At 41.6% G+C, this 26021-nt stretch carries 19 protein-coding genes; 6 read left to right on the forward strand and 13 right to left on the reverse strand.

Going from position 1 to position 26021, the window contains the following annotated elements:
• Nucleotides 1-4 precede the first annotated feature (4 nt).
• A complete protein-coding gene (locus MN199_RS07150; RefSeq protein WP_335738894.1) occupies nucleotides 5-1351 on the reverse strand; it encodes a phenylacetate--CoA ligase family protein in 1347 nt (448 codons plus the stop codon).
• Nucleotides 1352-1550: 199 nt separating this feature from the next.
• Here MN199_RS07150 and xrt point away from each other — a divergent pair, with 199 nt between their 5' ends.
• Nucleotides 1551-2942 carry an exosortase gene (xrt, locus tag MN199_RS07155; protein WP_132583847.1) on the forward strand — a complete coding sequence of 464 codons (1392 nt, stop codon included), beginning with the start codon at nucleotides 1551-1553 and terminating at the stop codon, nucleotides 2940-2942.
• 131 nt (nucleotides 2943-3073) lie between these two features.
• Nucleotides 3074-5833, forward strand: a complete 2760-nt coding sequence (gene prsT, locus MN199_RS07160; RefSeq protein ID WP_335738895.1) for an XrtA/PEP-CTERM system TPR-repeat protein PrsT — start codon at nucleotides 3074-3076, stop codon at nucleotides 5831-5833.
• A 52-nt stretch (nucleotides 5834-5885) separates the two neighbouring features.
• Here prsT and MN199_RS07165 read toward each other — a convergent pair whose 3' ends face one another.
• The 8 genes from MN199_RS07165 to MN199_RS07200 all read right to left on the reverse strand — a co-directional run bounded on the left by MN199_RS07165 (nucleotide 5886) and on the right by MN199_RS07200 (nucleotide 14929).
• The gene (locus tag MN199_RS07165; protein WP_335738896.1) at nucleotides 5886-6683 is read right to left on the reverse strand and encodes a THxN family PEP-CTERM protein; all 798 of its coding nucleotides are present in this window, start codon (nucleotides 6681-6683) and stop codon (nucleotides 5886-5888) included.
• 176 nt (nucleotides 6684-6859) lie between these two features.
• Nucleotides 6860-7975 carry a hypothetical protein gene (locus tag MN199_RS07170; protein WP_335738897.1) on the reverse strand — a complete coding sequence of 372 codons (1116 nt, stop codon included), beginning with the start codon at nucleotides 7973-7975 and terminating at the stop codon, nucleotides 6860-6862.
• Nucleotides 7976-8085: 110 nt separating this feature from the next.
• Complete coding sequence (locus MN199_RS07175) at nucleotides 8086-8919, reverse strand: THxN family PEP-CTERM protein (protein ID WP_335738898.1); 834 nt, start codon at nucleotides 8917-8919, stop codon at nucleotides 8086-8088.
• A gap of 165 nt (nucleotides 8920-9084) precedes the next feature.
• On the reverse strand, nucleotides 9085-10704 hold the full coding sequence (locus tag MN199_RS07180) for an FAD-binding oxidoreductase (RefSeq protein ID WP_335738899.1): 1620 nt from the start codon (nucleotides 10702-10704) through the stop codon (nucleotides 9085-9087).
• A 19-nt stretch (nucleotides 10705-10723) separates the two neighbouring features.
• Nucleotides 10724-11587 (reverse strand): PEP-CTERM/exosortase system-associated acyltransferase, encoded by an 864-nt coding sequence (locus tag MN199_RS07185; protein WP_335738900.1) that lies wholly within the window; start codon nucleotides 11585-11587, stop codon nucleotides 10724-10726.
• A gap of 163 nt (nucleotides 11588-11750) precedes the next feature.
• Nucleotides 11751-12899: a glycoside hydrolase family 88 protein gene (locus tag MN199_RS07190; RefSeq protein WP_335738901.1), complete on the reverse strand. Its 1149-nt coding sequence runs from the start codon at nucleotides 12897-12899 to the stop codon at nucleotides 11751-11753.
• A 1-nt stretch (nucleotide 12900) separates the two neighbouring features.
• A complete protein-coding gene (locus MN199_RS07195; protein ID WP_335739193.1) occupies nucleotides 12901-13794 on the reverse strand; it encodes an endonuclease/exonuclease/phosphatase family protein in 894 nt (297 codons plus the stop codon).
• 64 nt (nucleotides 13795-13858) lie between these two features.
• Complete coding sequence (locus tag MN199_RS07200; RefSeq protein ID WP_335738902.1) at nucleotides 13859-14929, reverse strand: glycosyltransferase family 4 protein; 1071 nt, start codon at nucleotides 14927-14929, stop codon at nucleotides 13859-13861.
• A gap of 150 nt (nucleotides 14930-15079) precedes the next feature.
• On the opposite strand from MN199_RS07200, the gene MN199_RS07205 reads away from it, so the two are divergent.
• The 4 genes from MN199_RS07205 to prsK are packed head-to-tail and all read left to right on the forward strand — an operon-like array spanning nucleotide 15080 to nucleotide 19989.
• Nucleotides 15080-16159, forward strand: a complete 1080-nt coding sequence (locus MN199_RS07205; protein WP_335738903.1) for a glycosyltransferase family 4 protein — start codon at nucleotides 15080-15082, stop codon at nucleotides 16157-16159.
• Nucleotides 16160-16161: 2 nt separating this feature from the next.
• Nucleotides 16162-17169, forward strand: a complete 1008-nt coding sequence (locus tag MN199_RS07210) for a glycosyltransferase family 2 protein (protein WP_335738904.1) — start codon at nucleotides 16162-16164, stop codon at nucleotides 17167-17169.
• 7 nt (nucleotides 17170-17176) lie between these two features.
• Complete coding sequence (locus MN199_RS07215; RefSeq protein ID WP_243695480.1) at nucleotides 17177-17938, forward strand: S1 family peptidase; 762 nt, start codon at nucleotides 17177-17179, stop codon at nucleotides 17936-17938.
• Nucleotides 17935-19989: an XrtA/PEP-CTERM system histidine kinase PrsK gene (gene prsK / locus MN199_RS07220; RefSeq protein ID WP_335738905.1), complete on the forward strand. Its 2055-nt coding sequence runs from the start codon at nucleotides 17935-17937 to the stop codon at nucleotides 19987-19989. The genes MN199_RS07215 and prsK overlap by 4 nt, the downstream gene beginning before the upstream one ends.
• Before the next feature lie 38 nt (nucleotides 19990-20027).
• On the opposite strand, the gene MN199_RS07225 is transcribed toward prsK, so the two are convergent.
• The 4 genes from MN199_RS07225 to MN199_RS07240 all read right to left on the reverse strand — a co-directional run bounded on the left by MN199_RS07225 (nucleotide 20028) and on the right by MN199_RS07240 (nucleotide 26000).
• On the reverse strand, nucleotides 20028-20528 hold the full coding sequence (locus MN199_RS07225; RefSeq protein ID WP_335738906.1) for a GNAT family N-acetyltransferase: 501 nt from the start codon (nucleotides 20526-20528) through the stop codon (nucleotides 20028-20030).
• A gap of 69 nt (nucleotides 20529-20597) precedes the next feature.
• Complete coding sequence (locus tag MN199_RS07230; protein ID WP_335738907.1) at nucleotides 20598-22913, reverse strand: acyl-CoA dehydrogenase; 2316 nt, start codon at nucleotides 22911-22913, stop codon at nucleotides 20598-20600.
• Nucleotide 22914: 1 nt separating this feature from the next.
• The gene (gene psrA / locus MN199_RS07235) at nucleotides 22915-23601 is read right to left on the reverse strand and encodes a TetR family transcriptional repressor PsrA (protein ID WP_335738908.1); all 687 of its coding nucleotides are present in this window, start codon (nucleotides 23599-23601) and stop codon (nucleotides 22915-22917) included.
• Nucleotides 23602-23780: 179 nt separating this feature from the next.
• Nucleotides 23781-26000 (reverse strand): S9 family peptidase, encoded by a 2220-nt coding sequence (locus MN199_RS07240; RefSeq protein ID WP_335738909.1) that lies wholly within the window; start codon nucleotides 25998-26000, stop codon nucleotides 23781-23783.
• Nucleotides 26001-26021: the final 21 nt, after the last annotated feature.

A 26021-nucleotide genomic window follows, 5' to 3' on the forward strand; every position in this document is an offset into this window, starting at 1 on the left:
TAGTTTAAACCTCGCATACCGTTACCCGGTACTTACCACTTATTGTCAGAGGTATCTCATCAACAATCTCAAAAGTAATAGCAAGCTCACCGTTGCTGTAGCGATTAATTTCGTTACTTATCGCATTCTTATCAGCATCACTAACCCCGACTTTAGTAACAAGACTAATAGTAATGGCATCAAGTTGGTTTTGCCGCACTTGAAACTTATAAATACTAACAAACTCTTTGAATAAATGCGGGAATAACTCACCTGGTATTAATTTACCAGAGCGCGTTTTAATAACATCGAGTTTACGGCCATCGACGCTGGACATAATAGGTAAAGGGTTACCGCATTCACATGCACCGCTATGTAGCGTTGCTTTATCGCCATTTTGATAGCGTATTAGTGGCATACCGTAGTTATATAAATCGGTTAATAGCACATCGCCACTCTCACCAACAACATTTGCACCAAACTCATTAATCGTTTCTACCACTAAGTGATCGCTATTAATGTGTAACTGCTTACGTTGTTGGCACTCGGCCGCTATTAGCATCACTTCTCTGCAGCCATAGGTATTATAAACACTGCAGTTAAATGCTTGCTCAATTACCGCTCTTTGATAAGGATAAAGTGGCTCAGCGCCGGTAAGGATACTAGTAGGTTTATGCACGGGGATCTTGTGCTCTAATATATATTGCGCCAGTTCATACAACGGATTAACGTAGGCCACCATAGCATCTGCCCGATAGGCATTCATTTGCGCAACATATTGCGACATATTTTCTGGTGACATTGAAAACGAATTCAGCATCTTACGGTTATACAACCAATGGTAAACTTGCTCTTTTATTCTGCGGGGCAATGACGCCTGACCAATACTTGCGCCCCACAAATATAATGTGCGCTCCCCTAACCCAGCACCAAGCCAACTGTAGCCGCGCCACATAACTGCTTCTCGCCTCACATTGCTGTCTAGGTTTAATTCAATAGTAAGAGGTTGCCCGGTAGAGCCACCGGTTGACTTAACGATATTATTTTGAAAGTTTTTAGCTTTAATTGCGTCGTAGTTAAGGCGAATGTCGTCTTTGGTGAGCACCGGTAATTGGCGAAACTGAGCAAGTGTATCCACAGTACGAATATCATCTATTCCGGCTTGTTGCCAGCGCGTTCGATAATAGGCACAGTTATCAAAACTATGTTTTAACAAATTGCTTAATGCTTGCCATTGCAAACGTTCTAGCGACTCTGGGCTGAGTTTTAGATTGTCGGTATATTGGTTAAGATAACCTAATAATGGTTTTTCCTTTACCATTGCCATAGCAGGCAACACGACACCACGAAGCAATTGTGGGTATAGTTTCATGTATTACGCATCCATTCGCAATTTTACAGAGTTTTAACGCTTGTTCTGCTCAGTTTAACCTTAAGCGAGCACAGAGTATAAACGAAAGCACGCGTTACAACCAACAGTTGATTATTAATGGCTTACACGTCAAACTCGGATAAAACGCGAGACGACGTTTTATTGCGCCCCAGAGAATAGCCGTTACGGAGTGTCATGGATGACCATTAAGCATGCTAATACCTTGTTTCTTTTACTTATATTATTTTTAAGCTACAGTATTTTTCTTTATCCGCAAATTATTTCTGATTGGCGCACCTACAGCTTTGATGATGGCACTTACTCACATGCTTACTTAATGCCGTTTGTTATTGCCACCTTGCTTTGGCAGCAACGCAATAATTTAAAAATAAAATTTAATGTAGTTTATCTTATCGCGGCTATCACCTTGGCTTTGGTATTAGCCATTAGCATTACTGCACAGCAAATTAGCTTAACTCGGCTTATTTTTCCGCTATACGTTATTCTGTTATTTTGTAGCCTACTTAAACCTTCGACTGCCTTCATAGTGCCTCTGGCATTATTATGGTTTATTTCGCCATTTTGGGGCAGCTTAGTTGCGCCATTGCAATATATTGCTGTACTTATTACCACCTTTTGTATGCAATTAACCCATATCCCTATATTTGTTGACGGCAATTTTATTCAAATTCCTCAGGGCGTTTTTGAGATTGCTGAAGGTTGCAGCGGCCTACGCTATTTTATTGTGTCTCTAGCTCTTAGCACCCTGCTGTGTCATCTGCACTTACGCAAATTGCGCAATATGTTGCTGGTTACCTTGTTTGCCATCGTTGGGGCTATAGTGGTAAATGGCATTCGTATCGTGCTTATTATTCTTATTGGCTATTACACCGATATGCAAAGCTCAATTGTAAAAGATCACAATATGTTCGGGTGGTTTTTATATATACCCTTTATTATTATTTTATTTTATATCGTTGGTAAGCTCGAGCCATTACCAGAAACCAAAGAACAAGCTTACGTGCCATTAAAACTTCCGGGGCGTGGCGTTTTTGTTGTCATTGTCAGTAGCCTAATTGTATCTGGTATTTCATTAAAGCTAGTCATGCAGCAATATCCTCTATTCGATTATAGCGTCGCAGAAATTACTGAAGTAGACACCAATACTACCCCTGCGGCAGCTATTGCGTCATACAGCGAAAAGCAGCGCGAAAACATACAAATTAATGGTATTGACGTGATAATAGAGCACTATAAATTTGCGGGACGACATGATGCTGACCGCGCCGATTATTATCTAAACAAACTTATTCCCAACAGCTGGCATAAAACAAACAATCAGCTAACAGCCAATAGTCAGCTACTTTGGTTAAGTGATGGCAGTGGCAACACAGCATTATTACAATACTGGTATGAGGCTAACGGTCAACCTACCGGATCAATTAAAGAATATAAACGTAATCGCATAAAACAGGCGCTCAAGCTTGATGCAACCTCTGCGTTACATTGGCAGTTTGTTTACTGTAAAAGTGTTCAATGTCGTGACGAGGTGGCAATATTAAAACGTTATAGTAATAACGTTAAGAATTAAAAATTAGCCTCTCAGTAAATATTGAAGCTAACATTAATACGTTATCATTAGCATAATGAGATGTTGTAATTCAATTTGGCATTACTGCCAAAGAAATATCTGGATAACTATATCAACACAAGGAACGGGATATGAAACGCTTCACCAGACTTAGCACTGCAGTTATTATCGGCCTATCTCTAACTGCATGTGGCCAAAAAAGTAGCGAAGAACACTTTCAAGCCGCGCAAAAATTCTTAGCTAACGATCAACTTAATAGTGCTCTAGTCGAGCTAAAGTCGGCATTACAGCAAGATCCTAAACGTGCAGACTACCGCTTAGCATTAGCTGAGCTCTATGTTAAAGCCGGCGCAATAGACGATGCGATTAAAGAATATCAGCGCGCTAGTGAATACAGCGACAATAATCAAAAATTTATTCAAGACTATATCAACATTTTATATCTGAATACTAATTACAGCAGTATTTTAGAGCTAACTGACAACATTCAAGCTTACCCAAAACCACTACAAGATTACTTACTGATATATAAAGCGTTAGCCGAAGCTGAACTAGGTAGTACAGAAAATGCAACGATCTTGTTTAAACAGTTAGCACTATCTGAGCAAGAGGACGTGGCTAATTTTGCTAACGGTTTTGAAGCTTTAGCCAAAAACGAGCTCGATGATGTAAAGCGGCATTTAACCGCAATCCCCGCAGCGTCACCTTTATATTTGCAGTCTATTTATATAAGAAGTAAATTAGCGCTAACCGAGAACGACACCATAGGTGCTATTGCACTACTTGAAGAATACTCAAGTGCACAGCCTTATCACTTATTGCCCCAATTACTATTAGCCCAGTCCTATGTGAAAAGCGGTCAACTTAAGCAAGCAGATGAAATGCTACAACCCTTGCTTAAAAAAGTGCCTCAGCAACCCTTAGTAAATTATTTTAGTGCTATTGTTGCCTATGACAAGAAAGACTACCCCAAAGCCAGAGACTATATTGATAAAGCAATTAGTAACGGCTTTAGTACGCCACCTGCGCGAATACTCGCGGCATTAATTGCAGTTAACTTGCAGCTAGAAAACGTTGCGTTAAATCATTTAGAGACTATTAAAAACACATTAAGCAGCTATCCAAGCATTGAAAATTTGTATGCTAAATTAATGCTTAACGCGGGCAACACCGATGTTGCACAACAGCTTCTGTCAGAAAAAGAGTTGCAACAGTCTGACATTCAGCTGCTTGCTGCTACCGCTTTTGAACTGACCAAACAAGGCAGTGTTGAAGCGGCACAAAATTTATTAGCCCAATACCGCACTAACGAACCACTATCAGCTAACGAACTGACCACACTTGGTGCCATTCAACTTAGAATGTCAGGTCAACGTGACACTGCGGTACGCTCACTTGAACAGGCGCTGCAACTAGACCCAGAGAGCGATCAAGCAAGGGTATTATTGTTAAGTGCTTATGTAAAACAACAAGAATACACCAAAGCAATGGCATTAGCTGACGAGTGGATAGCTGATGAGGAGCATCGCACCGCAGGCCGCAACATGAAGGCCTATATCGCAATAATCAGTGGCCAACTAAAAGTCGCTGCTGAGCAAATAGATCAAGTGTTAGCAACGTCCCCAAAAAACAGTCTTGCACGTTTGCTGCAGGCCTCACTGGCAGCTGAAGAAGGTAATACGAAACTATCACAACAAAGATTTCAAGCGTTATTGGATGACGAACCGCAAAATATCCAAGCGTTAGAGCAATACCTGGCACTTAGCAAACGTCAAAGTGATGTAGCCGACGCAACCCTGCGCATAAATAAAGCTCACAGCGCCGAGCCACAGAATTACAATTTAACACTAACCTTAGCCACACTTAAACACGGTACTGCTGATTATAAAGCCACGTTAGATTTGCTAAACAGCATTAAAGTCGGGCAAAAAGACTGGTTGCCCGCACATTGGGCTTATCTAATTGATTCGCTACTGCGTCTTAACAACCCAGCTCAAGCATTACAAAGTGCACAAGCTTGGTACACTAGGCAGCCAAATTCAAATATGGCCGCGCAAGCCTACATGCAAACGCTATATGCAAATAAGGACTACGAGGCGGCACTTAAAATTGCTGATAAACTATTACTAACGCAACCTGAGCATTTAAAGTTTATTGGTATAAAATTACAGATGTTAGATGAGGGTAATTTTAATCAACAACTGATTAATTACAACAACACACTGCCTGATCCAATACAGCAACGACCCGAAGTTCTGTATTTTCTTGGTAAAGCGTTAGCAAAATTACAAAAGTATGACGACGCAGAACGTATATTATTGCAAAGTTATACCAAACAACCGCATATCAAAACGGCTTTATTTCTTGCCGAGTTATACGGCCGCCAAAACAACGCCAACAAAGGTATAAGCTTTATTGAGCAGCATATTAAGCTGCAAGGTGATGCACCGCCATTACAAGCAATGCTGGCACAGCTATCTTTAACAACAAACGCTGAACTTGCTATAACAACCTATGAAACCATGCTTAAAGAGCAACCCGATAATGTACTAGCACTGAATAACCTCGCATGGTTAATGCTTGAAAAAGGCGAAACCCAAAGCGCGTTAAAATATGCAAAGAAAGCCTACGAACTTAGACCCAGCCATCCTGACGTATTAGACACCTACGGAAAAATTTTGCTAGATACTGATGATGCTCAACAAGCAAAAACCATGTTTGAAGCATCACTTAAAGCTCGACCAAATAGCCCAGAAGTGCAAATGCATTATGCTGAAGCGCTAGTAAAGACAGGCAATAAAGAAAAGGCAAAAAATCTGCTAGAACAACTGGCAGATAGCACTGAGCAGGCCGCGAAAGTATCGGCGCTAATTAAGAAGTTGGGCTTATAATAACGGTAAAAAAGCCACCGCAATGCGGTGGCTTTCAATTAGTAAATACTAACTATTTAATAAGTTTACGACGATTTAACAGTAATAAACCTAAACCTAAAATACCAAGTGTTGCTGGTTCTGGTACCTGTGTAGCGGTTACTCTAGCTTGCACAAACAAATTATTCGTTGCCGACTCACGAGTATAAAGCGTGTTATCAGCAACAATAAAACCTACACCACCAAATAAACGAAATTCTATATTGTAAGTGTAACCATCAATAGTAAAGCTAAGTGGTGCTGGTAAACCAGAGATCTCAAAAAAATCATCACAAACAGAACCTAATGGATTGGGTGCTGGGCAAGGGTTAGTATTCGTGGTTTCAGTAAATTGAATACCAAAATTACCAAACGCAGGTGCCGAGACAAACGGCGATACAATTTGAAAAGATGACAGTAGGTTCAAATCTCTAAGCGTGGTTGCCGGAGACGGTAAGACATAATTTCTATGCGTAATCTCACCGGTATTTACCCAGCCTCCATTCGTCATTAATGTATCTGAAATGGACGCAATATCTAAGCCACTTGGGCCTGCGCCACCATTACTAAACCAATCAACCGTAGTATAACCATCAGGACCTAATTCTTGCGCGCCAGAAAAAGTTAAGCCACAGGCGTTAACGCCAGGTAATGCGCCAGAATTACAATTTGCTGAAGTATTGGTTTGTGAATTGTACGTTGTCGCAGTGCCATCGGCTAACCAGCCACTTGCTGTAGCAAAGTCGAATGAGCCAATTAATGCTGCCTGCACGCTACCGCTGAGTAATGCTAAACCTCCAACGGTTGCGAGCAAAGATTTTTTGCTGTTCATAACGCCTCCATTTGTTATTGGGTTTATGCCAGCCACCTAATACTGCACTTCACGACTGGTACAGCATTAAAGGTGCATATACTAGACCAGTTTTAATTTATCAATATTATTATATACTTGTTAAATCACACTCGGGAAAAATTTGCACATTTGTAAAATAAATGGACGTTTCTTGGCTATTTCGAGTTTAATAAGCGTAATTTTAAATCCGTTATTATTACTGCAATCTGCTTTTTAATTTGCTTCAGTAGCTGTTTCCTGTCGTAAGCTTTACAAAGCTTAGCAACTTCTTTTGCTAACCCGGCCTTATTGTTTTGCACGGCGCTGTCATAAATATCTTGCCACATATGGTATATGCCCGGCGTCCATATTTGCACTGCACGTAATTTTCTTGGCGCTAACACGGGCAACGCCGCAGATTGTTTATCAAGAGTTGCAAGTGCAGCCATGGTACGTAAACATTTTTCGCACTCTCCGCAGTTAAATTGGCTAGATGCATTACACACCCTTAAATAATTTAATGCTTGATCAGAGTTAGCAATAGCTGCAGTTTTTTTCATCCGACTGATCATGCCATGATGAATGACATTGGTCAGGGCATTTGACAATAAGGGGTCAGTCAAAGGATGAGTAATAAAGGGTTCTAGTTCGCGCGCATCATGGCTAGCGGGTACATATAAGTTACAAAGGCCTAGCGCCAAGCTATAGCTGATAAGCAAAACTATTTGGCAGCGTTTTGCTGATAACTCAGGAAAAGCGTCTCTAAAATTTGTCTCCATTACAATAAGGTTTTTATCATAATGCAGCGCAAACTGTTGTGCTGCACTTAGTGCTTTTTCACAACGTTCATGCTCACCTAATTGGATATCTAAACCAAGACAAAAAATAAGATGATTAATATTATTTTTTAGTTCAAAAAATGAATAACTTGCATCGACACCGCCAGAATAAAATACGGCGTTATCGCTTGGCGCAACAGTATTGTCGTGCAGCTGTTGTTCGGGAATGAGTATGTTGACCCATTGTAAATCATCAAACCAAGACACAAAATACTGCTGAAACTGCGCTAAGTTGCTTAGTAGCGCTTTACTAACATTAAAGCTCTCATCAACGGTTAATTCTTCACCAAGCAGCATGGCTGGCATTAAACAACTAGCAAATGCAGCATCTGCAGCTGCAGGCAAGCTACGTTCAGTGCCGCTGAAGGTTAATTGAAGTGCGCGGTTATCTGCTTTCCAGCTCATTACAACGCGGTTGCCAATGGTCTCTAAAGTTAAAGCAGATAATTTCATCTTATTAAACCCTTAATATGCTATGACATAGATCTATTATCTTGTAGCTTTACCTTACCTTATAATACAAAAAAGCCAGCAAACTGCTGGCCTTTTTAGTATTCGTTTTATTACGCTTTTTTACGACGGCCGCTTAGCATTAATAAACCTAAACCTAACACAGCAATGGTAGCTGGTTCTGGTACAGTTACTAAGCGAGCTTGTACAAATAAATTGTTATCAGAATTTTCTGCCGTACGTAGCATGTTGTCATCAATTACAAAACCAGTATTCACATCACCCCATAAGCGGAATTCAATAACGTATTTCTGGCCACCAAAGGTAAAGGTAATTGGTACCGGAATACCAGAAATGTTGAAGTAATCATCACATGGTGTAGTTGAAAACTGTATATCTGGATTACAGTAACCGCCTTGATCGTTAAATGTTTCAGTAAAGTTTATACCAAACACCGAACCAGTTTGCGCCATAAACGGGCTAACAATATCAAACATAGTGAATAAGTTTAATTCAGCTAATGTTTTAGTACCCGCTACTACTTGACGGTTACGGTGCGTGATCATACCGGTGTCAACCCAACCAGCATCAGCGTCTAACACACCATTATACGATACGATATCTAAACCGCTAGGCTGACCCGCAACACGCGGAGTACCCCAGTTGACAGAGGTGTAAGCATCATTAATTCCGGCAGAGGCGTCGTAAAACTCTAAGCCACAACCATTTAACGCATTAGTTGCACCAGCTGCACAATTATGTATTGTTTCTACGCCGTTTTTTTGACGAGTTTTAGGTGCGTAGCCATCGTAAGTTAAACCGTCAGCTAACCAACCGCTAGAGGTTTCAAATGTAATACTAAATGCTGCTGCCGATACTGACGCACTACACGCTAATAAAGCTGCACTTCCAAGTGCTGTTACCAAAAAACCTACTCTTGATTTCATGACATCTCCGTTTTACTTAACTTATTATAATTATGCGTGTAACACTAACACACACTACTCCTAGCATTATGCAGCTACCGTGCCAAAACAAAAAATCGTTTTTTAACAATAACTTATCGCTTGCTTCTGTATTGGGTAAAATGTAAGTGTAAAAAATACCTACAGTTATTGAGTGGCTATATAACGCCCAGGCGATAATATGTTGTCGGTATCGAAGGTGTTTTTTAATAGCTGTAGTACATTTTCATACTCTAACGAGCTGTATTCAGACATAAATTGCGTCATATTTATATCTAGTCGATAGGGGAAAAAACCCTCTTTTAATAACTGCTCGTACAATTGGCGACGGCATGCTAGCGCTTTGCTATCCCAATCGATGCCATCATTTGATTGGCGGTTAAAACCGATACTAATTACGGCGTCTAAGCAACGTTCATTTAGTAAAGTGAAGGTTATTCCAGCTTCAAAACCAAACGAGGTTAAAACCCTGCTTACTATGGTTTCGATATTACGTGCGCATTGACCATCAGCGGGAGCGACCACGGCACACCAAATTAGCCCGACGCCATCTTGATCAAGCTTAAAGTCGTTATCTGGTAATGTCGGCATCCGCCAGTAAGCACTAGCCAGAAAATTATCGCTAGGCTTGCCTTGCATCATCATATGTACAGGTTTAAGCACGGCTAGCACTCTGGCCATATCTCGGCGTAATAACTTTGACAGCAGCCATTGATATTTTTCAATTAAACTCAACAAAGTATCACTAATAAAATTAAGTTGTGTTTTGTTAAAGCGCCGACAATGTGCTTTCAACGCAGCTTTGGCCAGCTTTATCTGCCCCTTTGTGCCATACAGAGCACCAGAGACGTTCCAACGTCCGACTTGCCATTGATTTTTTAAGCGGCTTAAATCTTGCTCAGGTAATGGATATGTCTGCTTTGCGGCTACGTCAGCAGGAAACTGCTGCAACCCTGGCAATACTCTAAACGCATTGGCGATATGCGGTAAGCTGGTTAGATAGCCTTGACGTTTTAATTGGCATAGGCTTTCAACTAGCTGTTCAAGGATGTCTTGCTCAGTTGAAATATAAAATGCCAAAAAACACTCTGGCTTGGGCATTAACCATAGTGTAATGCTTAGCACTATGCCCAAATTCGATTGAAAAAATAACCCGTCTAACGCTGGGCCTAAACCGGCCTGATAAACACCCGCAGCTTTAGCGTCATTAAAGCGATGCAAGCCCGTTTTAATAACCTGCCCACTAGCCAACATTACTTCAATACCACACACGTACTTAACATGTTCACCGTAAGCAGTATGTCCAAACCCTCGCTCCACTGTGTTACCCACTACACTGCAACTTGCACTAGAACCGGTACAATCCATCCAATGTTTGTCACCTTGTTCAAGTAAAAACTGCGCCAGCTCAGCCTGAGTAACGCCCGCCTCTACAGTTACAACACCCTGCTTTTTATCATAATTAGTTATTCGCTTTAGGCGACTAAGATTAACAATAACGCTATCTGAACTTACTGGCACCTGTGAGCCATAACCCCAGTTTTTTCCTGAGCTAATGGTATACAGCTGTTGCTTATATTGCTTGGCTATATTTAAACACGCGGCGAGCTGATCGCGCTCTGGATAAAGTACTGCCAGTACGCTAGATGTCGTAGCAAAGGTAGCGGTTTCAGCTTTACGTATACTCGGTGTATCAATCACTACTTGCTCAGCAGCAAGCAGTTGCTGCCATGCAGCTAGCGCAGCATTAAACTGGGAACAGGCCATAGGAAGCTCTCGATATTGATTAGGAAAACCGCAAACCCCAAGTAAATTTAAAGAATTTTCGTTTTAACCGGCGAGCCTGCTCGTTTGGGTACAATTCACGTTCTATAGATTCGAGTAACTTAATATAACCCTCAGATAAATTTTCTCTGAACATCTCAGGATTTATATAGTACGCCGCTCTCTTGCCATGGTACTCAACAGGTGGCCCAAGTTGTTTAAATACAATACCAACAAAGGTAAGGCTTCTTGCTAGCCGTGGCTCCATCATCACAAAACAATGTTTTTTATTATTATGTAATGCCATTAATGCCGCCGACAAATACAAGCAAATAGCGATATAAGGAAAACAACGCAACTCGCGTTCAGAAAAAAGCACTTCATTAATAGCACCAGTTGCCGCGCCTTGAAATTGGTCAAGTTTTCTGCGTCGGAAAGTTTCGGGCACCGCTAAACGCGAGATTTCACAAATTTCATTTCGAGGAAACGATGCCGGAGTAATATCAAGATCAGTTATTGCGTGCATACAGTGCACTTCTATTGGTAACTGATCGGTATCTTGCTCAGCAGTAATTAGCCTTACTGTACCCGCTACTCTATTTGTTGTGACATGGCGAATTAAGCTATGATAAGAGTGACTATCAAATTCATCTTGTTCCAGTCGATTGGTATTTTCGTCTTCAAAATGTAACTCTTCACAATAAACTTGGTGGCGAATATTAAATACTTCGGCTTTAAGTTCATTATTACTCGCTAATTCTGTGCGCAAAAATTGTGAAAAGTGATTCGCTATTGAGCTCGCATCACTACTAGCAAGATGAGATATTGTCTTGTTGATTAGGTGTTTTAGCACAGGTACTTTTTGCATGAACTTAAGATATTTCATCTCTCACCTGCGATGCTGTGCCGAATAGATGCGTCTATATTCTGAAAAATAACCAACTGAGTTAACGTTAGCACAAGATTTCCTTTTCTGTGGCTGCCATTACAACTTTATATAACGCGATTGCAACGTTTAGTGTTTTAATCTCAATGTTAAATGTATAACGCTATCGCCTTAAAATTGCTAGCTCTAACCAAGGTAAGTCGCTAGTGGTTGAATATTCCCAGCCAAATTTACGAGCCGGACGCACTTGCCAGTAGAGTTTATTATCATTTAGTTTGTTTGACTTGCTTTTACACGGTTCCAGTAGCGACAAAAACACTGTTTTTTCGTGCTTTGATATCGTGTCAGAAACATACAAGGCTTTACCTAGGAGCGCGGCGACGTCACAACTGTGCTGAACATCATTCCATGGATTAATATCCTCCATTTGCTTATTGTCAAACACCACGAGATATTTTGGTAGATACTGACCAGAAAACTTATTTGTGCCAACGTAAGTGCCATGCTCGACGATAAATCGGCCAAACTGTTGTAACAGTTGTATCGCAGTTTTTGAATCCGTTATTTGGCTGTATCGCCAGATTGGGTCGGCAAGCAATGCCAACATCCACGGTGAACATACTGCAGATTGATCAGCACCACCCTCGTGAGATTTAAAACTGTGTTGCGGACAGCCACGTTGCGGCCAATTAGCCTCAGGTTGCATGGTCATTTTTAGTGTCGCTGCTAAAATAGTTTCAACACGTTGTTGCGCAGCTTTATCTTCTGTTAACTCATAATAGGTGAGCGCGGCTTCAAGCGCAGCAGCTTGGTTACGCTCGGTCCAAAAGCCTTGGCCTGAATAACTTGGTTTCCAATTTAATGACGCAGTGTAAATGCGATCAATTGCGTCTTTAGCCTCGGTATTACCCGTTAATTGATAATAGTAAAATAGCCCTCTGGGCATTGAGTATTTAATATCTTTATTTTCGATAAGAGAAAAATAGCCGTCATCGTTAAGGTGCGCAATATAGTATTGACTAGCATTAATTGCTTGCGCTCGCCATTTTTTGTTACCGGTTAATAAGTACAGCTGGAACAGTGCCCTTGGCCTGTCATACAAATATTGGCTGGCTTTATCCGGCGCAATATTATCTGCGGCAAGTAGCTCCGCGTTGGTAATATAATTCGCGTAGCGCACCATAGGCTCTACATACCAAGCAGTGTCAACTTTGCCAGCAACATGCTCAGGCCCCCATAATCTCGGCTCAGCCTGAACCTTAGGCACCATCAAATAACTACAACAAACTAGAATACATATTATATAACGCATGTTAGTTGCTCCATCTAACCAACACCGGCCGATGATCGGCACCTGGTAAGTTAAACACTTCAGCACTTAAAGGGGAAAGTGCGCCCCGATACAACTGGTGATCAATACGAATACCATGCCAACGGGTGAATTTTGTATATTTCACCACATGCTGTGATTTTTCTGATAATGCATTACCTAGCATAGAAAAATACTGCTGATAAATTGGCGACAACACCGGCATGTTAAAGTCACCGGCAATAATGAATGGCAAGGTTTCAGCTTGCGCCCACTCACTAATTATCGTTGCCTGTAATGCTCGGTCTTGCTGTAAAATGCGCATTGCTGCGCTATTTGGCCCTAATTTTAATACTGACTCTAACGCTGAGCGCGGCGTTTCAAAATGCACATTAGCGATTAAAAAGCTGTTATCGGCCAAGCTAATGCGATAAAACTGAGCAAAGTTACCATAACCTTGAAAAATATTGCGTGATACCGCCCTCTCAATCTCAAAAGGTAGTTTGCTTGCAATGCATAGTCCAGCTTCGCAATGCTTTTGCCAGCTTTTTATTGGCAATGCTTTAAGCTTTTCTGGTTTCGCCTCTTGAAATAATGCTATAGAAACATTGTGTTGCTCTAATAGCCGAGCCAAACTTTCAGCGTCACTCATATTTCCTAAGTTCGCTGATAATGTAATTAGATTTGCGGGGTGTTTGGTGTTTTGCGACGGCCAACTGAAATCAAGCAGCTTTAGGCAGATCATTAGCACCGGCGCTAACATCAAAAACTGCCATACCCCAACCGAGCGCCAACCTATAACCCACGGTATAAGTAGCCCGAAACACCACCACGCAGGTCCATAGAGTAATAACAATTTAAGCCATTCAAGCCAGAGCCATTGCGGCCAATAAGCCATACCTGCAATAGATAGAACAATAGCAAGCGAAAATAACCTAAGCCAGTGCCAGCAATGCGGTATGCTAGAGCGCACGATATAGCTCTTGATAACAAGTGGCTGTGCGCTCTAAAGAATAATACTCAGCTACCCATTCTCTAGCTTGCAAACCAAACTTAGCCAAGAGTTGCGGTTCATTAACGGCGTTAGTAATTAACTCAGCTAACGCCGAAATATCGTTATATTCATACAGCCAGCCGGTTTGTTCGGGTTTTACTAACACGGGGTTGCCACCAACGTTAGTGGCAATAACTGGCTTGCCATAGGCCATAGCCTCTAAAATCACCATAGATAAACCCTCAGTACTAGAGGTAACCACTAGAGCATCGATATGTGGATAAATATTTTCTCTATTTATCTCTACACCGTGAAAGACCGTTTTTGCTTTGACGTGTTGCTCGGCGTAAGTTTCAAGCTCGACCCGCAGTTCTCCATCGCCAAAAAAATGTAGCTCAACTTGCTGTTGCCGGGTTTTACTTAACTGCGACACTGCTTTTAGTAAACTAATTTGGCCTTTTAAGCCAACCATGCGACCAACCGAACCAAGCTTTAATATACTATTGTTGTTACTAAAAATCTCGTTTGCTAATGGCAGTACTACCCCGTTATCAATAACTAAATGCGGTACATTGTGCCAAGCATGGTAACCAAAATTTTGTTTCGCTTCTGCTGAAACAAAGGTGACATAATTAATAAAGTGACGAGCAATGCGATGCACGATTACCCAGTGTAGTTTATCTAGTGGCAACGCACCATGACGGGTATAAATAAGCCGCTTGTGGCGTAAAAAAAACAAATGAAAAACCAAGCTTTTTAGTACTGCGGGCGAGTGAATATGAATGACGTCAAAACCGGATAACAACGCCAGCCGACGCTTTTGTTCCTGCCAACTTTTGCCTTTTATAACGGTGAGAGGGATCTGTTTAGTATCACAAACATCCACTAACGTATCCTGCACGCTGCCAAAGGATAAAATAGCCGGAGTAATATGTTGCGCTAACTGCTCTTGACACAAATCAATAACAAATCGTTCGGCACCACCAACATTTAAACTACTAACTATGTGAATTACCGACAACTTAGCGGTACTCGACATATCAATTCCTTCTGATATCGACCTTTTTTCAGAATTATACAATTTACTAGCCTGTATGCTAGACTTTGTGAGTTATAGTTTTAAATTTATTTACATTCATCACTATGCTAGGGAGAGTATAAGGTGAGAAGTCGCGGCGATTTGCGCATTATGGAAGTTGTACAGAGTTTGGGGAAAGGTGGTCGCACGGTAAGGTTTTACGATACCGTGAATGCGCTTAGTCAGTCAGGCTACCAGGTTATTGCTGTTTGTTTTAGCCCATTTGAAACACACCCGTCTGCCACAGAAAATGTGTATCTTAAAAGAGGCAAAGGTAAAAGCGTTGCGTTAATTTGGCAACTGGTTAAATTAATTCGTAAATATAACATCGACATAGTCCATGCACACTGCGAATCTAGCCAATTATATGCGGGATTAGCGGCAAAACTGTGCCGAATACCTGCAGTAGGTACATTTCATCGCTCTAGGCTTGAATGTTACAACCCGTCCCTTTGTAATAGCTTTATCAACTTTGCACTATCACACTCAATTGCCGTCTCTGAAGACCGCTTAAAGCGCCTGACTAACACTATGGGGTTACCAGAGAATCGGTGTAGTGTCGTTTATGGTGGTACTGCTTTTCTATCTATTCCACCTCGCAACAAAGCGCAAGCCAGAGCTGAGCTCAATATAGCTGACGAAGGTAAAATATTACTTAGCATTGGTCATTTAGGCGAAATTAAAGGGCATCAAGATACGTTACGTGCGCTTGCATTACTAAATCGGTCGAATGTTTTTCTTTATATAGCAGGCACAGGTAGTGAGCAAGAACGTGTTAAATTAATAGAGCTTAGCGCTCGGCTGAACCTAGAAAAGCAGGTGACGTTTCTTGGCCAAATAACCGATAGCGCGCAGTGGCTTGACGCCTGTGATATTTTTGTTCAACCCTCTCACGAAGAAGCTTTTGGTTTAGTATTTATTGAAGCTGGTGCTAGGCGAAAACCTGTCGTTGCTACCCATGTTGGTGGAATTAAAGAAATTATACAGCACGGCGAAACGGGGTTGTTAGTGCAACCAGCATCGCCACAGCAACTAGCTGATAATTTAACTAGGCTACTCGATAATGAACAGTTATGTCAGAATATGGCTGACGCCGGCTATATTCGTGTACAGCAAATATTCTCTATTCGGGCAATGACTGACAGCTATCAGGCTATTTTTAATCAACTTTTGCAAAAAGAAGGATCTTAATCATGTTGCAAGCCCGTGTTACTGTAGTAATAAGCCCTCGTGACCGCTACTCGGGTATTATCGAATGTATTGAAAATCTTTATCTGTGCACACCTGAACCCTTTGTTTTAAAGGTATTAGATCTTGATTACCCTACACACCTTAAAAGCCAGCTCTATTCACTTCTTCGCAATAAATCTAACGCAGAAGTAATAGAATTAGGTTTGATTATTCCTATGGACGCGCTTAATCAGGTACGCGACAGTATAACCACACCTTATACCATGCTGTTAGATAATGACTCTAATGTTACACCCAATTGGTTAGAGCCTCTTATCGACACAGCAGAATCAACAGGTGCAGCGGTTGTTAACCCATTAACGTTAGAGAAAGAAGGCGTTGATGAAGGTGCATTACTGCGCAATCATTTATACACTAACGCAGTGCAACTAGTTGATGTAAATGGTAAAGACTATATCATTGAGCATAAGTCTTATCGACGTGCCTTGCCTAATGATATTCCCCAGCAAGTTGCACCAAGCGATATGTTTGAATTACACGGCGTGTTATTTCTAACTAAAGCCCTGCAACAAATAGAACTCCCCTCAATGGTTATTCGTGAGCATATCGATATTGGTATTCAACTACGTCAGCTAGGTTATAAAATATTAAGCCAACCCAAATCGGTTATTATTTTTGATAACTTAGGTACCCGCATGAGTTGGTTCGATATTCGTTTTTTCTTTTTCCGTTGGAACTCATCATTAACTTATAACTCATCACGGCTTTTCGAGCAGCGTTGGCACTACAACTTTTATGCGGAACAAGCGATGTATCATTGGGTGTTTCGTCGTAAAGTATTTTTACTTTGCCGTTGGTTACACATACCCATTTCGTTAAGTAACAAAGTGGTAAGATTAGTCGCTAAAGTTAAAACACTATTCAAGCCGGTTTGGAACCCACTATCAAACCCCGATGCAACGGCGCGCCCTGCTGCAATTGAGCAATTTAACCGTCAAGTACAGAGTTAATAAACCTATGCGATTATTTAGTTATGCTTTAACGCTGTACGCGCTAGTAGTAGGCCATTCGGTTATGGCCGTTAATTTACCCGAGCATATAAAAAACATTAAACCCTCTATTGTTGCGATAGGTTTGATGAACCCTACGGCATCACCGCGTATTCAACTACTCGGTACGGGTTTTGTGGTGGGTAACGGCAAGCAGGTCGCTACTAATTTCCATGTTGTTGCCAAGCGCGCCGACACCACTAAGCTAGAACAATATGTTGTGTTATCAGGCCAAGGTGAAAAAATTGAAGTACATCCGGTATTACAAACTAGCGAAGACATAGCCCACGATATCGCCCTACTTTCTATTGAAAAAGCTTTACCAGCGTTACGTTTAGCACAAGGCGCAATGCTAGCTGAAGGCAGCACTATTAGCTTCACCGGTTATCCTATAACGTCAATACTTGGGCTTTATCCAGCAACGCATCAAGGTATTATTGCTGCCCATACACCGGTTGTTATTCCAGCTCAAAATTCCAAAGAATTACAAACACGAACCATACGAGCATTAAAAGAGCCCTATTTAGTATACCAACTTGATGCTACGGCTTATCCGGGTAATAGCGGTAGCCCTTTGTTTTCGCTAGACGATGGCAAAGTGATAGCTATTATCAATCGAGTGCATGTTAAATCGACTAAGGAAGCGGTGCTGTCTAACCCTAGCGGTATTACCTATGCAATTCCGGTTAATTATTTACAAATATTATTAGAGAGCAGTAATAAATCTTGAACGAAAATAGCGTTGATTTGGTATTAAATATAAGCGCTATCGGCTTTGGTTTAGCCATATGCTGTTACTTGTTTTTATTTTTGTTGTTATTAACTGACAAGGCAGCAAATAGAACTAAGAGCTTATTACTTACTTTTGCCACGGCTCAAGTTGTTTGGGCGGCATTTTACTTATTTTTTAGCAATCAACCTTTTATTAGTGCTAACTCGGTTGTTATTGAATCGGTACGTCATGCTGTGTTGCTGTTATTGCTGTTTTCTTGTCTAAGCAACAGCAATAAGCATTGGCGGCCATTTTTAAGCCAAACTCCGGTGAAATTAATGCTACTTGGCATATTCATTTGGGTTGGCGTAAACATTTTTATTTCGCTCGATAGCAGCGTTACGTTTAGTATTAATTTATTGCTTTGTATCGGCCAACTAGCATTGCTTGAGGCACTGTATCGCCAAGCTGGTCGCTTTGTCTGGCAGTTTAAACCACTCGTACTTGGGCTGGGTTCACTAATACTGTACGACTTTATTCTGCTGGCTGAGGCCGCCCTATTTAGCCGTATTGATCCAGAACTTTGGGCCGCTCGCGGCTATATCGCCGTATTGGTATTACCGTTATTAGTTATCGCTATTCGCCGTATTCGTTCCTGGGAAATTAACGTTTATGTGTCCAGAGAGATTGTTGTCAACAGCACCATCGTTTTACTGGCCGGTATTTATCTTAGTGCGCTCGCTTTAGCTGGTTTTTCGATCAAGTTATTTGATCTTAGTTGGAGTGGTTTAATACAGGCGGTATTTGTTGCGGCCGGTTTTTTGCTGCTTGGTGTAGTTGCGCTATCAGGTAAAATACGCCGTAAATTTAAGGTGTATATTGAAAAAAACTTCTACGCTAATAAGTTTGATTACCGCAGCAAATGGCTAAACCTTACTCAATATTTAAAATCAATAAAACTACAACAAGATATTGATTATAAATCATATTTGACAGCATGGCTTAGTGCTACCGGCTATCAACGTGGTGCATTAGTTAGGGTGTTTACGCCAGAGCAATTACAACCTCTTGCCTATATTCACCGAGAAGCGGTTAACCCAGACGAACTGAGTTTACTAACCCAATACTGCCTAAGTTATATTCGACCTGGTTGGATCACTGACTTGTCGGATACCAATGATAGCTTCGTGCAATTTAAAGCTAATAAGCTAATCGATGGCCATCTTATTATCCCCATTTATGACGAGCAGCAGTTATGGGGCTTGTGTATTATTAATACTCCTAATTCTGAGCGCTTAAAGCTTAACTGGGAACTAAGAGATTACCTCACCATTATCACTGAGCAAATAGGTAGCCATTTGCTACTAACTCAGGCGAGTAAAGCGTTAAGTGAAAATGCGCAATTTGCGGCTTTTAGTAGAATGTCAGCGTTTGTGGTACACGATTTAAAAAATGTAAAAGCGCAATTAGATTTACTGCTAAATAATAGTAAAAAGCATATGCAAAACCCTGAGTTTATTGCCGATAGTTTTGACACGCTGGCAGCGATGCAACAACGGCTTGGTAATATGCTATTACAATTAACGGATAAACGTACAGACACCAACACTAGCAGTCGGTTTTCTGCAGCTGATGAGCTAGAGCAGGTTATTACGCTAAAATGTGCAGTAAAGGCGCCAGTACCCACATTACAAATTAAACAAAACGGCATCTTGTCGCTAGATAAAGAACGCTTTAGTAGTGTGCTTTATCATCTAATTGACAACGCGCAACATGCAACGCCCGACAGCGGCTCAGTATCTATCACGGTAGATGTAACCGACGATACGTTATGCCCAATGCTATGTATTAGTATCGCTGACACCGGTTGCGGTATGAGTGAAAGGTTTATTCGCCAACGGCTATTTAAACCCTTTGACACCACTAAGGGTAACTCTGGAATGGGTATAGGTGCTTATGATGCACTGCAGTTTGCCCAACAGCATCAGGGGCAGCTTATTGTTACTAGTATTGAAGGAGCAGGTAGTTGTTTTATATTAAAACTACCTATAGCTACGTCAAGCAATTAGCGCTGCCAGTGTTATAAAACAGGCGGCGTTAATTCATTTTAGCTACCCGATATACTTTGTTTAGCTAGGCTTTTTAATTGTTCGCCTGTAAGCCGATTAATGCGCCAATCATCTAGCATTACCGCGCCTTGTGCCTGATAAAAATCAATAGCGCTTTGGTTCCAATCAAGCACTGACCACTCTAACCTACCGCAGCCCCGCTCTACTGCTAACTTTGCCAGATAACTGAGTAACGCTTTACCTAAACCTTTACCACGGTATTCTGGGGCAACAAATAAATCCTCTAGGTAAATACCCGGTTTTGCTAAAAAGGTTGAGTAGTTATGAAAAAACAGAGCAAAACCTGCAGCTTGCTGCTGATATTCTGCAATCAGTACTTCTGCAAAGCGTTTTTCACCAAACAGCGTATTAGTTAGGGTTTCTTCGGTTGCAATCACCTGATCGGTTAGTTTTTCATACTCAGCTAAACCCTGAATAAAAGCCAATATTTTTGGTATATCCTTAAGCTCAGCTAAGCGTATTTTAATATTATGTGACATAAGGTTTCCTTAAAATAAACACGCCGGCGGTGTATTTAACCCAGCCGGCGTTTAACAAAAGCAGTTTATTTAAACTACTTCAGCTGATGTTATACCCATAGCTTCTAATGTACCGGCTTTAAAGCTATCAACACTAATCGCGTTAAAACGTAGTTTATTCATTTTGGTTAATTGCTCTGCTTCTGCGACGTTAATAACCTCAGCAGCTAAAGCTTGCTCGATGGTTTGCAACAAAGGCTGCTTGCGTGGCAAGGTGCCAGCGCGCTGCGCTTGGTAAATTTTCTTCATTAATGGCTGAGCAGCATACATAGCAATAAACGCATTTTCCATTAAACCAGTTGGGTCTTGCTCATCTTCGCCGATATAACACAAGTGAGTAATACGATCGCGCACCACGCCAGGTTTTGATAGCGCTTCGCAAATTTGCACAGCGATAGTATCGTTTGGCATTTTATAGCCTATACCAAATGGGAAGATTAAGGTACGTAACAATCTGGCTACAACCCGATTAGGGAAGTTGACAAAGAAGCCATCAAATGCACGGCCTATTTCAAATAAGGCGCGCTGCAAGTTGTAATGAACAAACGGTAAATCACCTTGCTGACGGCCATTATCTTCATAAAACTTCAATACCGCTGAGGCAATATACAGCTGGCTTAATACATCGGCCAAGCGTGCTGACAACATCTCTCGACGTTTTAATTCTCCGCCCAAAATTAGCATTGAAAAGTCTGCACTTAACGCCAATGCACGGCTCATTCGGCTTAACTGTTTATAGTATTTTGCTGTTTCACCTGATACTGGTGCAGAGTTAAATGCGCCTACGGTTAACCCCTGCCATAAGGCACCAAAGGTATTACTCAACGCAAAACCAATATGCTTTAGTAATAAACTATCAAACTGCTTTAAGCCTTGCTCAGCATCAGGATTAGCCGCTGCTTCCAGTTCAGCCAATACGTAAGGATGACACCGCGTTGCTCCCTGACCAAAAATCATCAGGTTACGGGTTAAAATATTGGCGCCTTCTACCGTAATTGAAATAGGAATACCCATATAACCATGCGCTAGGTAATTTTTCGGCCCGCATTGAATAGCTTTACCGGCATGAATATCAAAGGCATCATTCATTAACGTGCGCGACATTTCTGTCATATGGTATTTGGCAATAGCGGTTACTACGCTTGGGCTAAGTTTCATATCAATAGCACCTGCGGTCATTACTCGCATTGCTTCTAGGCCGTAGGTTAAACCACCAATACGAGCTAAAGCCTCTTGCACACCTTCAAACTTGCCAATTGACATACCAAATTGCTGTCGCACATAACCGTAAGCACCTGTCATACGCGTGGCGATATGGCCGGTTGCAGTGGCCAATGCCGGCAAACTAATGCCGCGCCCAGCAGATAAACACTCTACCAGCATACGCCAGCCACGTCCGGCATACTCTGGCCCACCAATAATCCAATCTAGCGGAATAAATACGTCTTTACCGTAGGTCGTGCCGTTCATAAATGCCATATTCATTGGGAAATGCCGATCACCAATTTCAACACCCTCATGGCTCGTTGGGATCAGCGCACAGGTAATGCCTAATTCGTCTTTGTCACCTAACAAATGCTCAGGATCGTATAGTTTAAAGGCTAAACCAAGTACCGTAGCCACAGGGGCTAAGGTGATATAACGCTTATCCCAGTTAAGCCGAATACCCAGCACTTCTTTGCCGTCATGTATACCATTGCATACCACACCCGTGTCGGGAATACTGCCAGCATCAGAACCAGCTTCAGGGCCCGTTAGCGCAAAACACGGTACGTCAGTACCATTAGCTAAAGTGGGTAACCACTGATCTTTTTGTGCTTGCGTACCATAGTGCATTAATAGCTCACCAGGGCCTAACGAGTTCGGCACCATTATAGTAACCGCGGCAGTTAAGCTACGCGTGGCAATACGTGACACTATGGTTGAGTTGGCAATAGCCGAAAACTCTCTACCGCCATAGGCTTTAGGAATAATCATCGCAAAAAAGCCTTCGCGTTTGATAAAATCCCATACCTCTTTGGGTAAATCGCGCTGCTCTTGTACAATTTTATAATCATCAAGCATCTTCAACAGCGTTTCTACTTGGTTATTCATAAACGCTTGCTCAGCAGAGTTTAGCTCTGCCTTAGGGAAGCTATGCAACTTATGCCAGTCTGGCTTGCCCTGAAATAAATCACCATCCCACCACACATCCCCAGCTTCCATTGCTTCACGCTCGGTATCAGATAGCGGCGGCAGTATTTTTTTAAATACCGCAAAAATAGGTTTAGTAATTAAACTGCGGCGAATATCCGCCACACCAAAAATTATCGCAAGGGCAACGACTAAGATTAATAGCACTAACATATTACCTTCCTTCACTCGCCAACATAGGCGCGGTTTGACTGATATGAGCAACTTGGGGTACAGGTGCAGCTATCGCTGCAGACAAATACGGTAACAAGCGTAAAATTACGCCTTCAATATCTACTTTTTCATTAAAATCAGCTTCAGCAATTTCGGCTAATGCTTCGTTAGATGCCATGGTAAACACCACAGTACCCAGTGAAAAATGTAAGCGCCAGAACAGTTCACTGGCCGGTAAATCTGGGCAAGCTTGTTGTACTAGCTGTACTAGCTTATCTAACACTCGGCCATAGTTTTGGTTGAAAAACCAACGCAAATGTCCTTGTACATCGGTATACCCTCTGCCTAATAGCTGCAAAAATATACGAGTACCATTTTGATGCACCTTATTTAACTCGAGTAACGGTTTAACAAATACTGATAACACCTGAGCTAAACTATTGGGCTGACGTGTTGCCAGCAAACGGGTAAATTCTTGATCTAACCTTGGCATTAACACTAATAAATAGCGTTGCAACACCGCTTGGATCAGCTCTTTTTTTGAACCGAAATGGTAATTAACCGATGCTAAATTCACTTCGGCCAAGCTAGTAATTTGCCGCAGCGATGTGTCATTAAAGCCGGTTTCGGCAAATAAATTTTGCGCCGCATCAAGAATTTTATGTTGGGTACTGTGTTTACTTGCCATATTCAAACCATCAATTTAAACACCTGTTTGAAATGTACGTTTGAATTAAAACACTGTCAAGTAGCAAACAGCAATCTGGTCGTACCTGAACGAATTTAGTGTTGCTTTAGCTGACTTACTCGCAATAAAAAAGGGTTACAGCATATTTGCTATAACCCTTTTCAGTTAGTTCATTGTAGTTATTTTAAATGTTGGTCAAAAAACCGCGTAATACTTTTATGTAAATGCGTTTGCACCGGCTGGCCAAACATTGAGTGTTTGCTGCCTGGGTAATCAATCATATCAAACAATAAGCCTTTATCTTGCAGCTGCTTATACAACTTCGTGCTGTGGGTGAATAACACGTTGTCATCTGCCATGCCGTGATAAATCAATAAATTACCTTTTAAACCATCAGCATAAGGAAATACTGCGCTATCAATATAACCTTGAGCATTGTCTGCTGGGTGTCCAAGATAACGTTCAGTATAGTGCGTGTCATACAGTGCCCAATCCGTTACTGGCGCACCAGATACACCAGCAGTAAAGTAATCGCCGGCTTTAAACATGGCCATTATGGTCATATAGCCGCCGTAGCTGTGGCCATAAATACCAATATGTTTAGCATCGACATAAGGCAAGCTACGCAAATATTCTACGCCTTTTATTTGGTCGGCTATTTCAACAATGCCCAATTTCTTATAAATAGGATCTTCAAAGGCTTTACCGCGATTATAAGACCCACGGTTGTCTAGCTGAAATACCATATAACCTTGCTGCACTAAGTGGTGCAAATACAAATCGCGTGGACTCCAACTGTTGGTAACGCGCTGGGCGTGTGGGCCACCATAGACACTAACAATAACCGGATAGTGTTTACCGGCTTCAATGTTTGTCGGTTCAAACATCCGGTAATGCATTAGTTGGCCATCTTCAGCTTGCAAGGTACCAAACCGTGGTGCGTTTAATTCGCTATGATACGGCGTTAGTGCGTGGTTTTTATCTAAGGTGTTTTGCTCAAGCCAAGTTAATACTTTGCCATTAAGTGCACGCAGCGCCACTTTATTCGGTGTAGTAACATTAGAAAAGCTATCTATAAAACTGCTACCATCTTTTGCCATCACCAAAGCGTGATCAAAGCCGGTTTCACTTAAGCGCGTAATATCCCCACCGTTTAAGCTAACTTTATACAAATGGCGCTCTAGCGGCGTATCTTTACGGCCAGTAAAATACAGCATACCTTGCTGTTCATTTACCGCATCAAGCTCATCAACTACCCAGTTACCTGAGGTTAATTGGCGCTGCAACTTTCCGTTAAAATCGAAATAATACAGATGCTTATAGCCATCACGTTCAGACGCCCAAATAAAGCCTGCTTCATTTTTTAAAAAATGCAGATCATCATGCAAATTCAACCAGGTATTACTGGTTTCGGTGAGCAGTACTTTTTGTTGGTTATTACTTAAATCAACTAAACGTAATTCTAACTGCTGTTGGTTGCGGCTTTGCCACTGATAGCTTAAATAGCGCGAGTTTTTAGTCCAATCTACGCGCGGTATGTAAATGTCGTTATTATCACCGTGCGGCAACCACGTAACATTGCCATCAGCTAAACTTACTACACCCAATTCTACTTTGGCATTGGCGCTACCGGTATACGGATAACGCTGGTTAAATAGCTTTATTTCATCGGCGTAAATTTCATTACGCACTACTTCAGCTACTTGGCTTTCATCAGAACGAATAAAGGCAATTTTACTATCATCTGGGGCCCACCAATAGCCGGTCATACGGCCCATTTCTTCTTGGGCAACGAACTCTGCCATGCCGTTTTTAATTACGCCGGCACCGTCCGTGGTTAACTGGGTTTCTTTACCGCTGGCAATATCTAAAACAAATAGGTTTTGCTTACGAATAAAGGCGACTGAACGTCCACTGGGTGAGATAGTAGCATCAGTTTCAAACTCGGCAGTATTGGTCAGTTTTTTCGCTTTTTTACCTTTTAGTTGGTAATAATATAAATCGCCGTTTAACGGAAATAACAATGCATCACTATTTTTTGCCCAGCTATAACTAATAATACCCGAAGCAAATAAGCGCATGCGTTCACGGCGAGCTTTTTCTTCGTCAGATAATACTTCGTCCCCCGTTACTAAGCTGTCAGCATCAACTAATAAACGATGCTTAGCCTCTTTAATATGGTATTCCCATAAATCTAGCCGATTCGCATCGGTGGCTTTACCCTTTAAGTACGTTACTCTGCTGCCGTCAGGTGCCATAGTTAATGAACGCGGTGTTGCGCCGCTTAACGCAGGATCAGCAAATAGACGTTCTAATTCAAGTTGTTTGGCCTCTGCCACTACGCTTGCTCCCATTAATAAGCACACTACCAGTAAATACCGTGGTATTTTAATTCGCATATTGTATCCCTGTTATTACTT

The sequence above is a fragment of the Rheinheimera metallidurans genome (genome assembly GCF_036983985.1).
In the GTDB taxonomy this organism is placed as follows: Bacteria; Pseudomonadota; Gammaproteobacteria; order Enterobacterales; family Alteromonadaceae; genus Alishewanella; species Alishewanella metallidurans.

Coding starts and splice junctions, on each gene's coding strand:
- MN199_RS07150 (WP_335738894.1), bottom strand. CDS start 1,351: ATGAAACTATACCCACAATTGCTTCGTGGTGTCGTGTTGCCTGCTATG.
- xrt (WP_132583847.1), top strand. CDS start 1,551: ATGACCATTAAGCATGCTAATACCTTGTTTCTTTTACTTATATTATTT.
- prsT (WP_335738895.1), top strand. CDS start 3,074: ATGAAACGCTTCACCAGACTTAGCACTGCAGTTATTATCGGCCTATCT.
- MN199_RS07165 (WP_335738896.1), bottom strand. CDS start 6,683: ATGAACAGCAAAAAATCTTTGCTCGCAACCGTTGGAGGTTTAGCATTA.
- MN199_RS07170 (WP_335738897.1), bottom strand. CDS start 7,975: ATGAAATTATCTGCTTTAACTTTAGAGACCATTGGCAACCGCGTTGTA.
- MN199_RS07175 (WP_335738898.1), bottom strand. CDS start 8,919: ATGAAATCAAGAGTAGGTTTTTTGGTAACAGCACTTGGAAGTGCAGCT.
- MN199_RS07180 (WP_335738899.1), bottom strand. CDS start 10,704: ATGGCCTGTTCCCAGTTTAATGCTGCGCTAGCTGCATGGCAGCAACTG.
- MN199_RS07185 (WP_335738900.1), bottom strand. CDS start 11,587: ATGAAATATCTTAAGTTCATGCAAAAAGTACCTGTGCTAAAACACCTA.
- MN199_RS07190 (WP_335738901.1), bottom strand. CDS start 12,899: ATGCGTTATATAATATGTATTCTAGTTTGTTGTAGTTATTTGATGGTG.
- MN199_RS07195 (WP_335739193.1), bottom strand. CDS start 13,794: ATGGCTTATTGGCCGCAATGGCTCTGGCTTGAATGGCTTAAATTGTTA.
- MN199_RS07200 (WP_335738902.1), bottom strand. CDS start 14,929: ATGTCGAGTACCGCTAAGTTGTCGGTAATTCACATAGTTAGTAGTTTA.
- MN199_RS07205 (WP_335738903.1), top strand. CDS start 15,080: ATGGAAGTTGTACAGAGTTTGGGGAAAGGTGGTCGCACGGTAAGGTTT.
- MN199_RS07210 (WP_335738904.1), top strand. CDS start 16,162: ATGTTGCAAGCCCGTGTTACTGTAGTAATAAGCCCTCGTGACCGCTAC.
- MN199_RS07215 (WP_243695480.1), top strand. CDS start 17,177: ATGCGATTATTTAGTTATGCTTTAACGCTGTACGCGCTAGTAGTAGGC.
- MN199_RS07225 (WP_335738906.1), bottom strand. CDS start 20,528: ATGTCACATAATATTAAAATACGCTTAGCTGAGCTTAAGGATATACCA.
- MN199_RS07230 (WP_335738907.1), bottom strand. CDS start 22,913: ATGTTAGTGCTATTAATCTTAGTCGTTGCCCTTGCGATAATTTTTGGT.
- psrA (WP_335738908.1), bottom strand. CDS start 23,601: ATGGCAAGTAAACACAGTACCCAACATAAAATTCTTGATGCGGCGCAA.
- MN199_RS07240 (WP_335738909.1), bottom strand. CDS start 26,000: ATGCGAATTAAAATACCACGGTATTTACTGGTAGTGTGCTTATTAATG.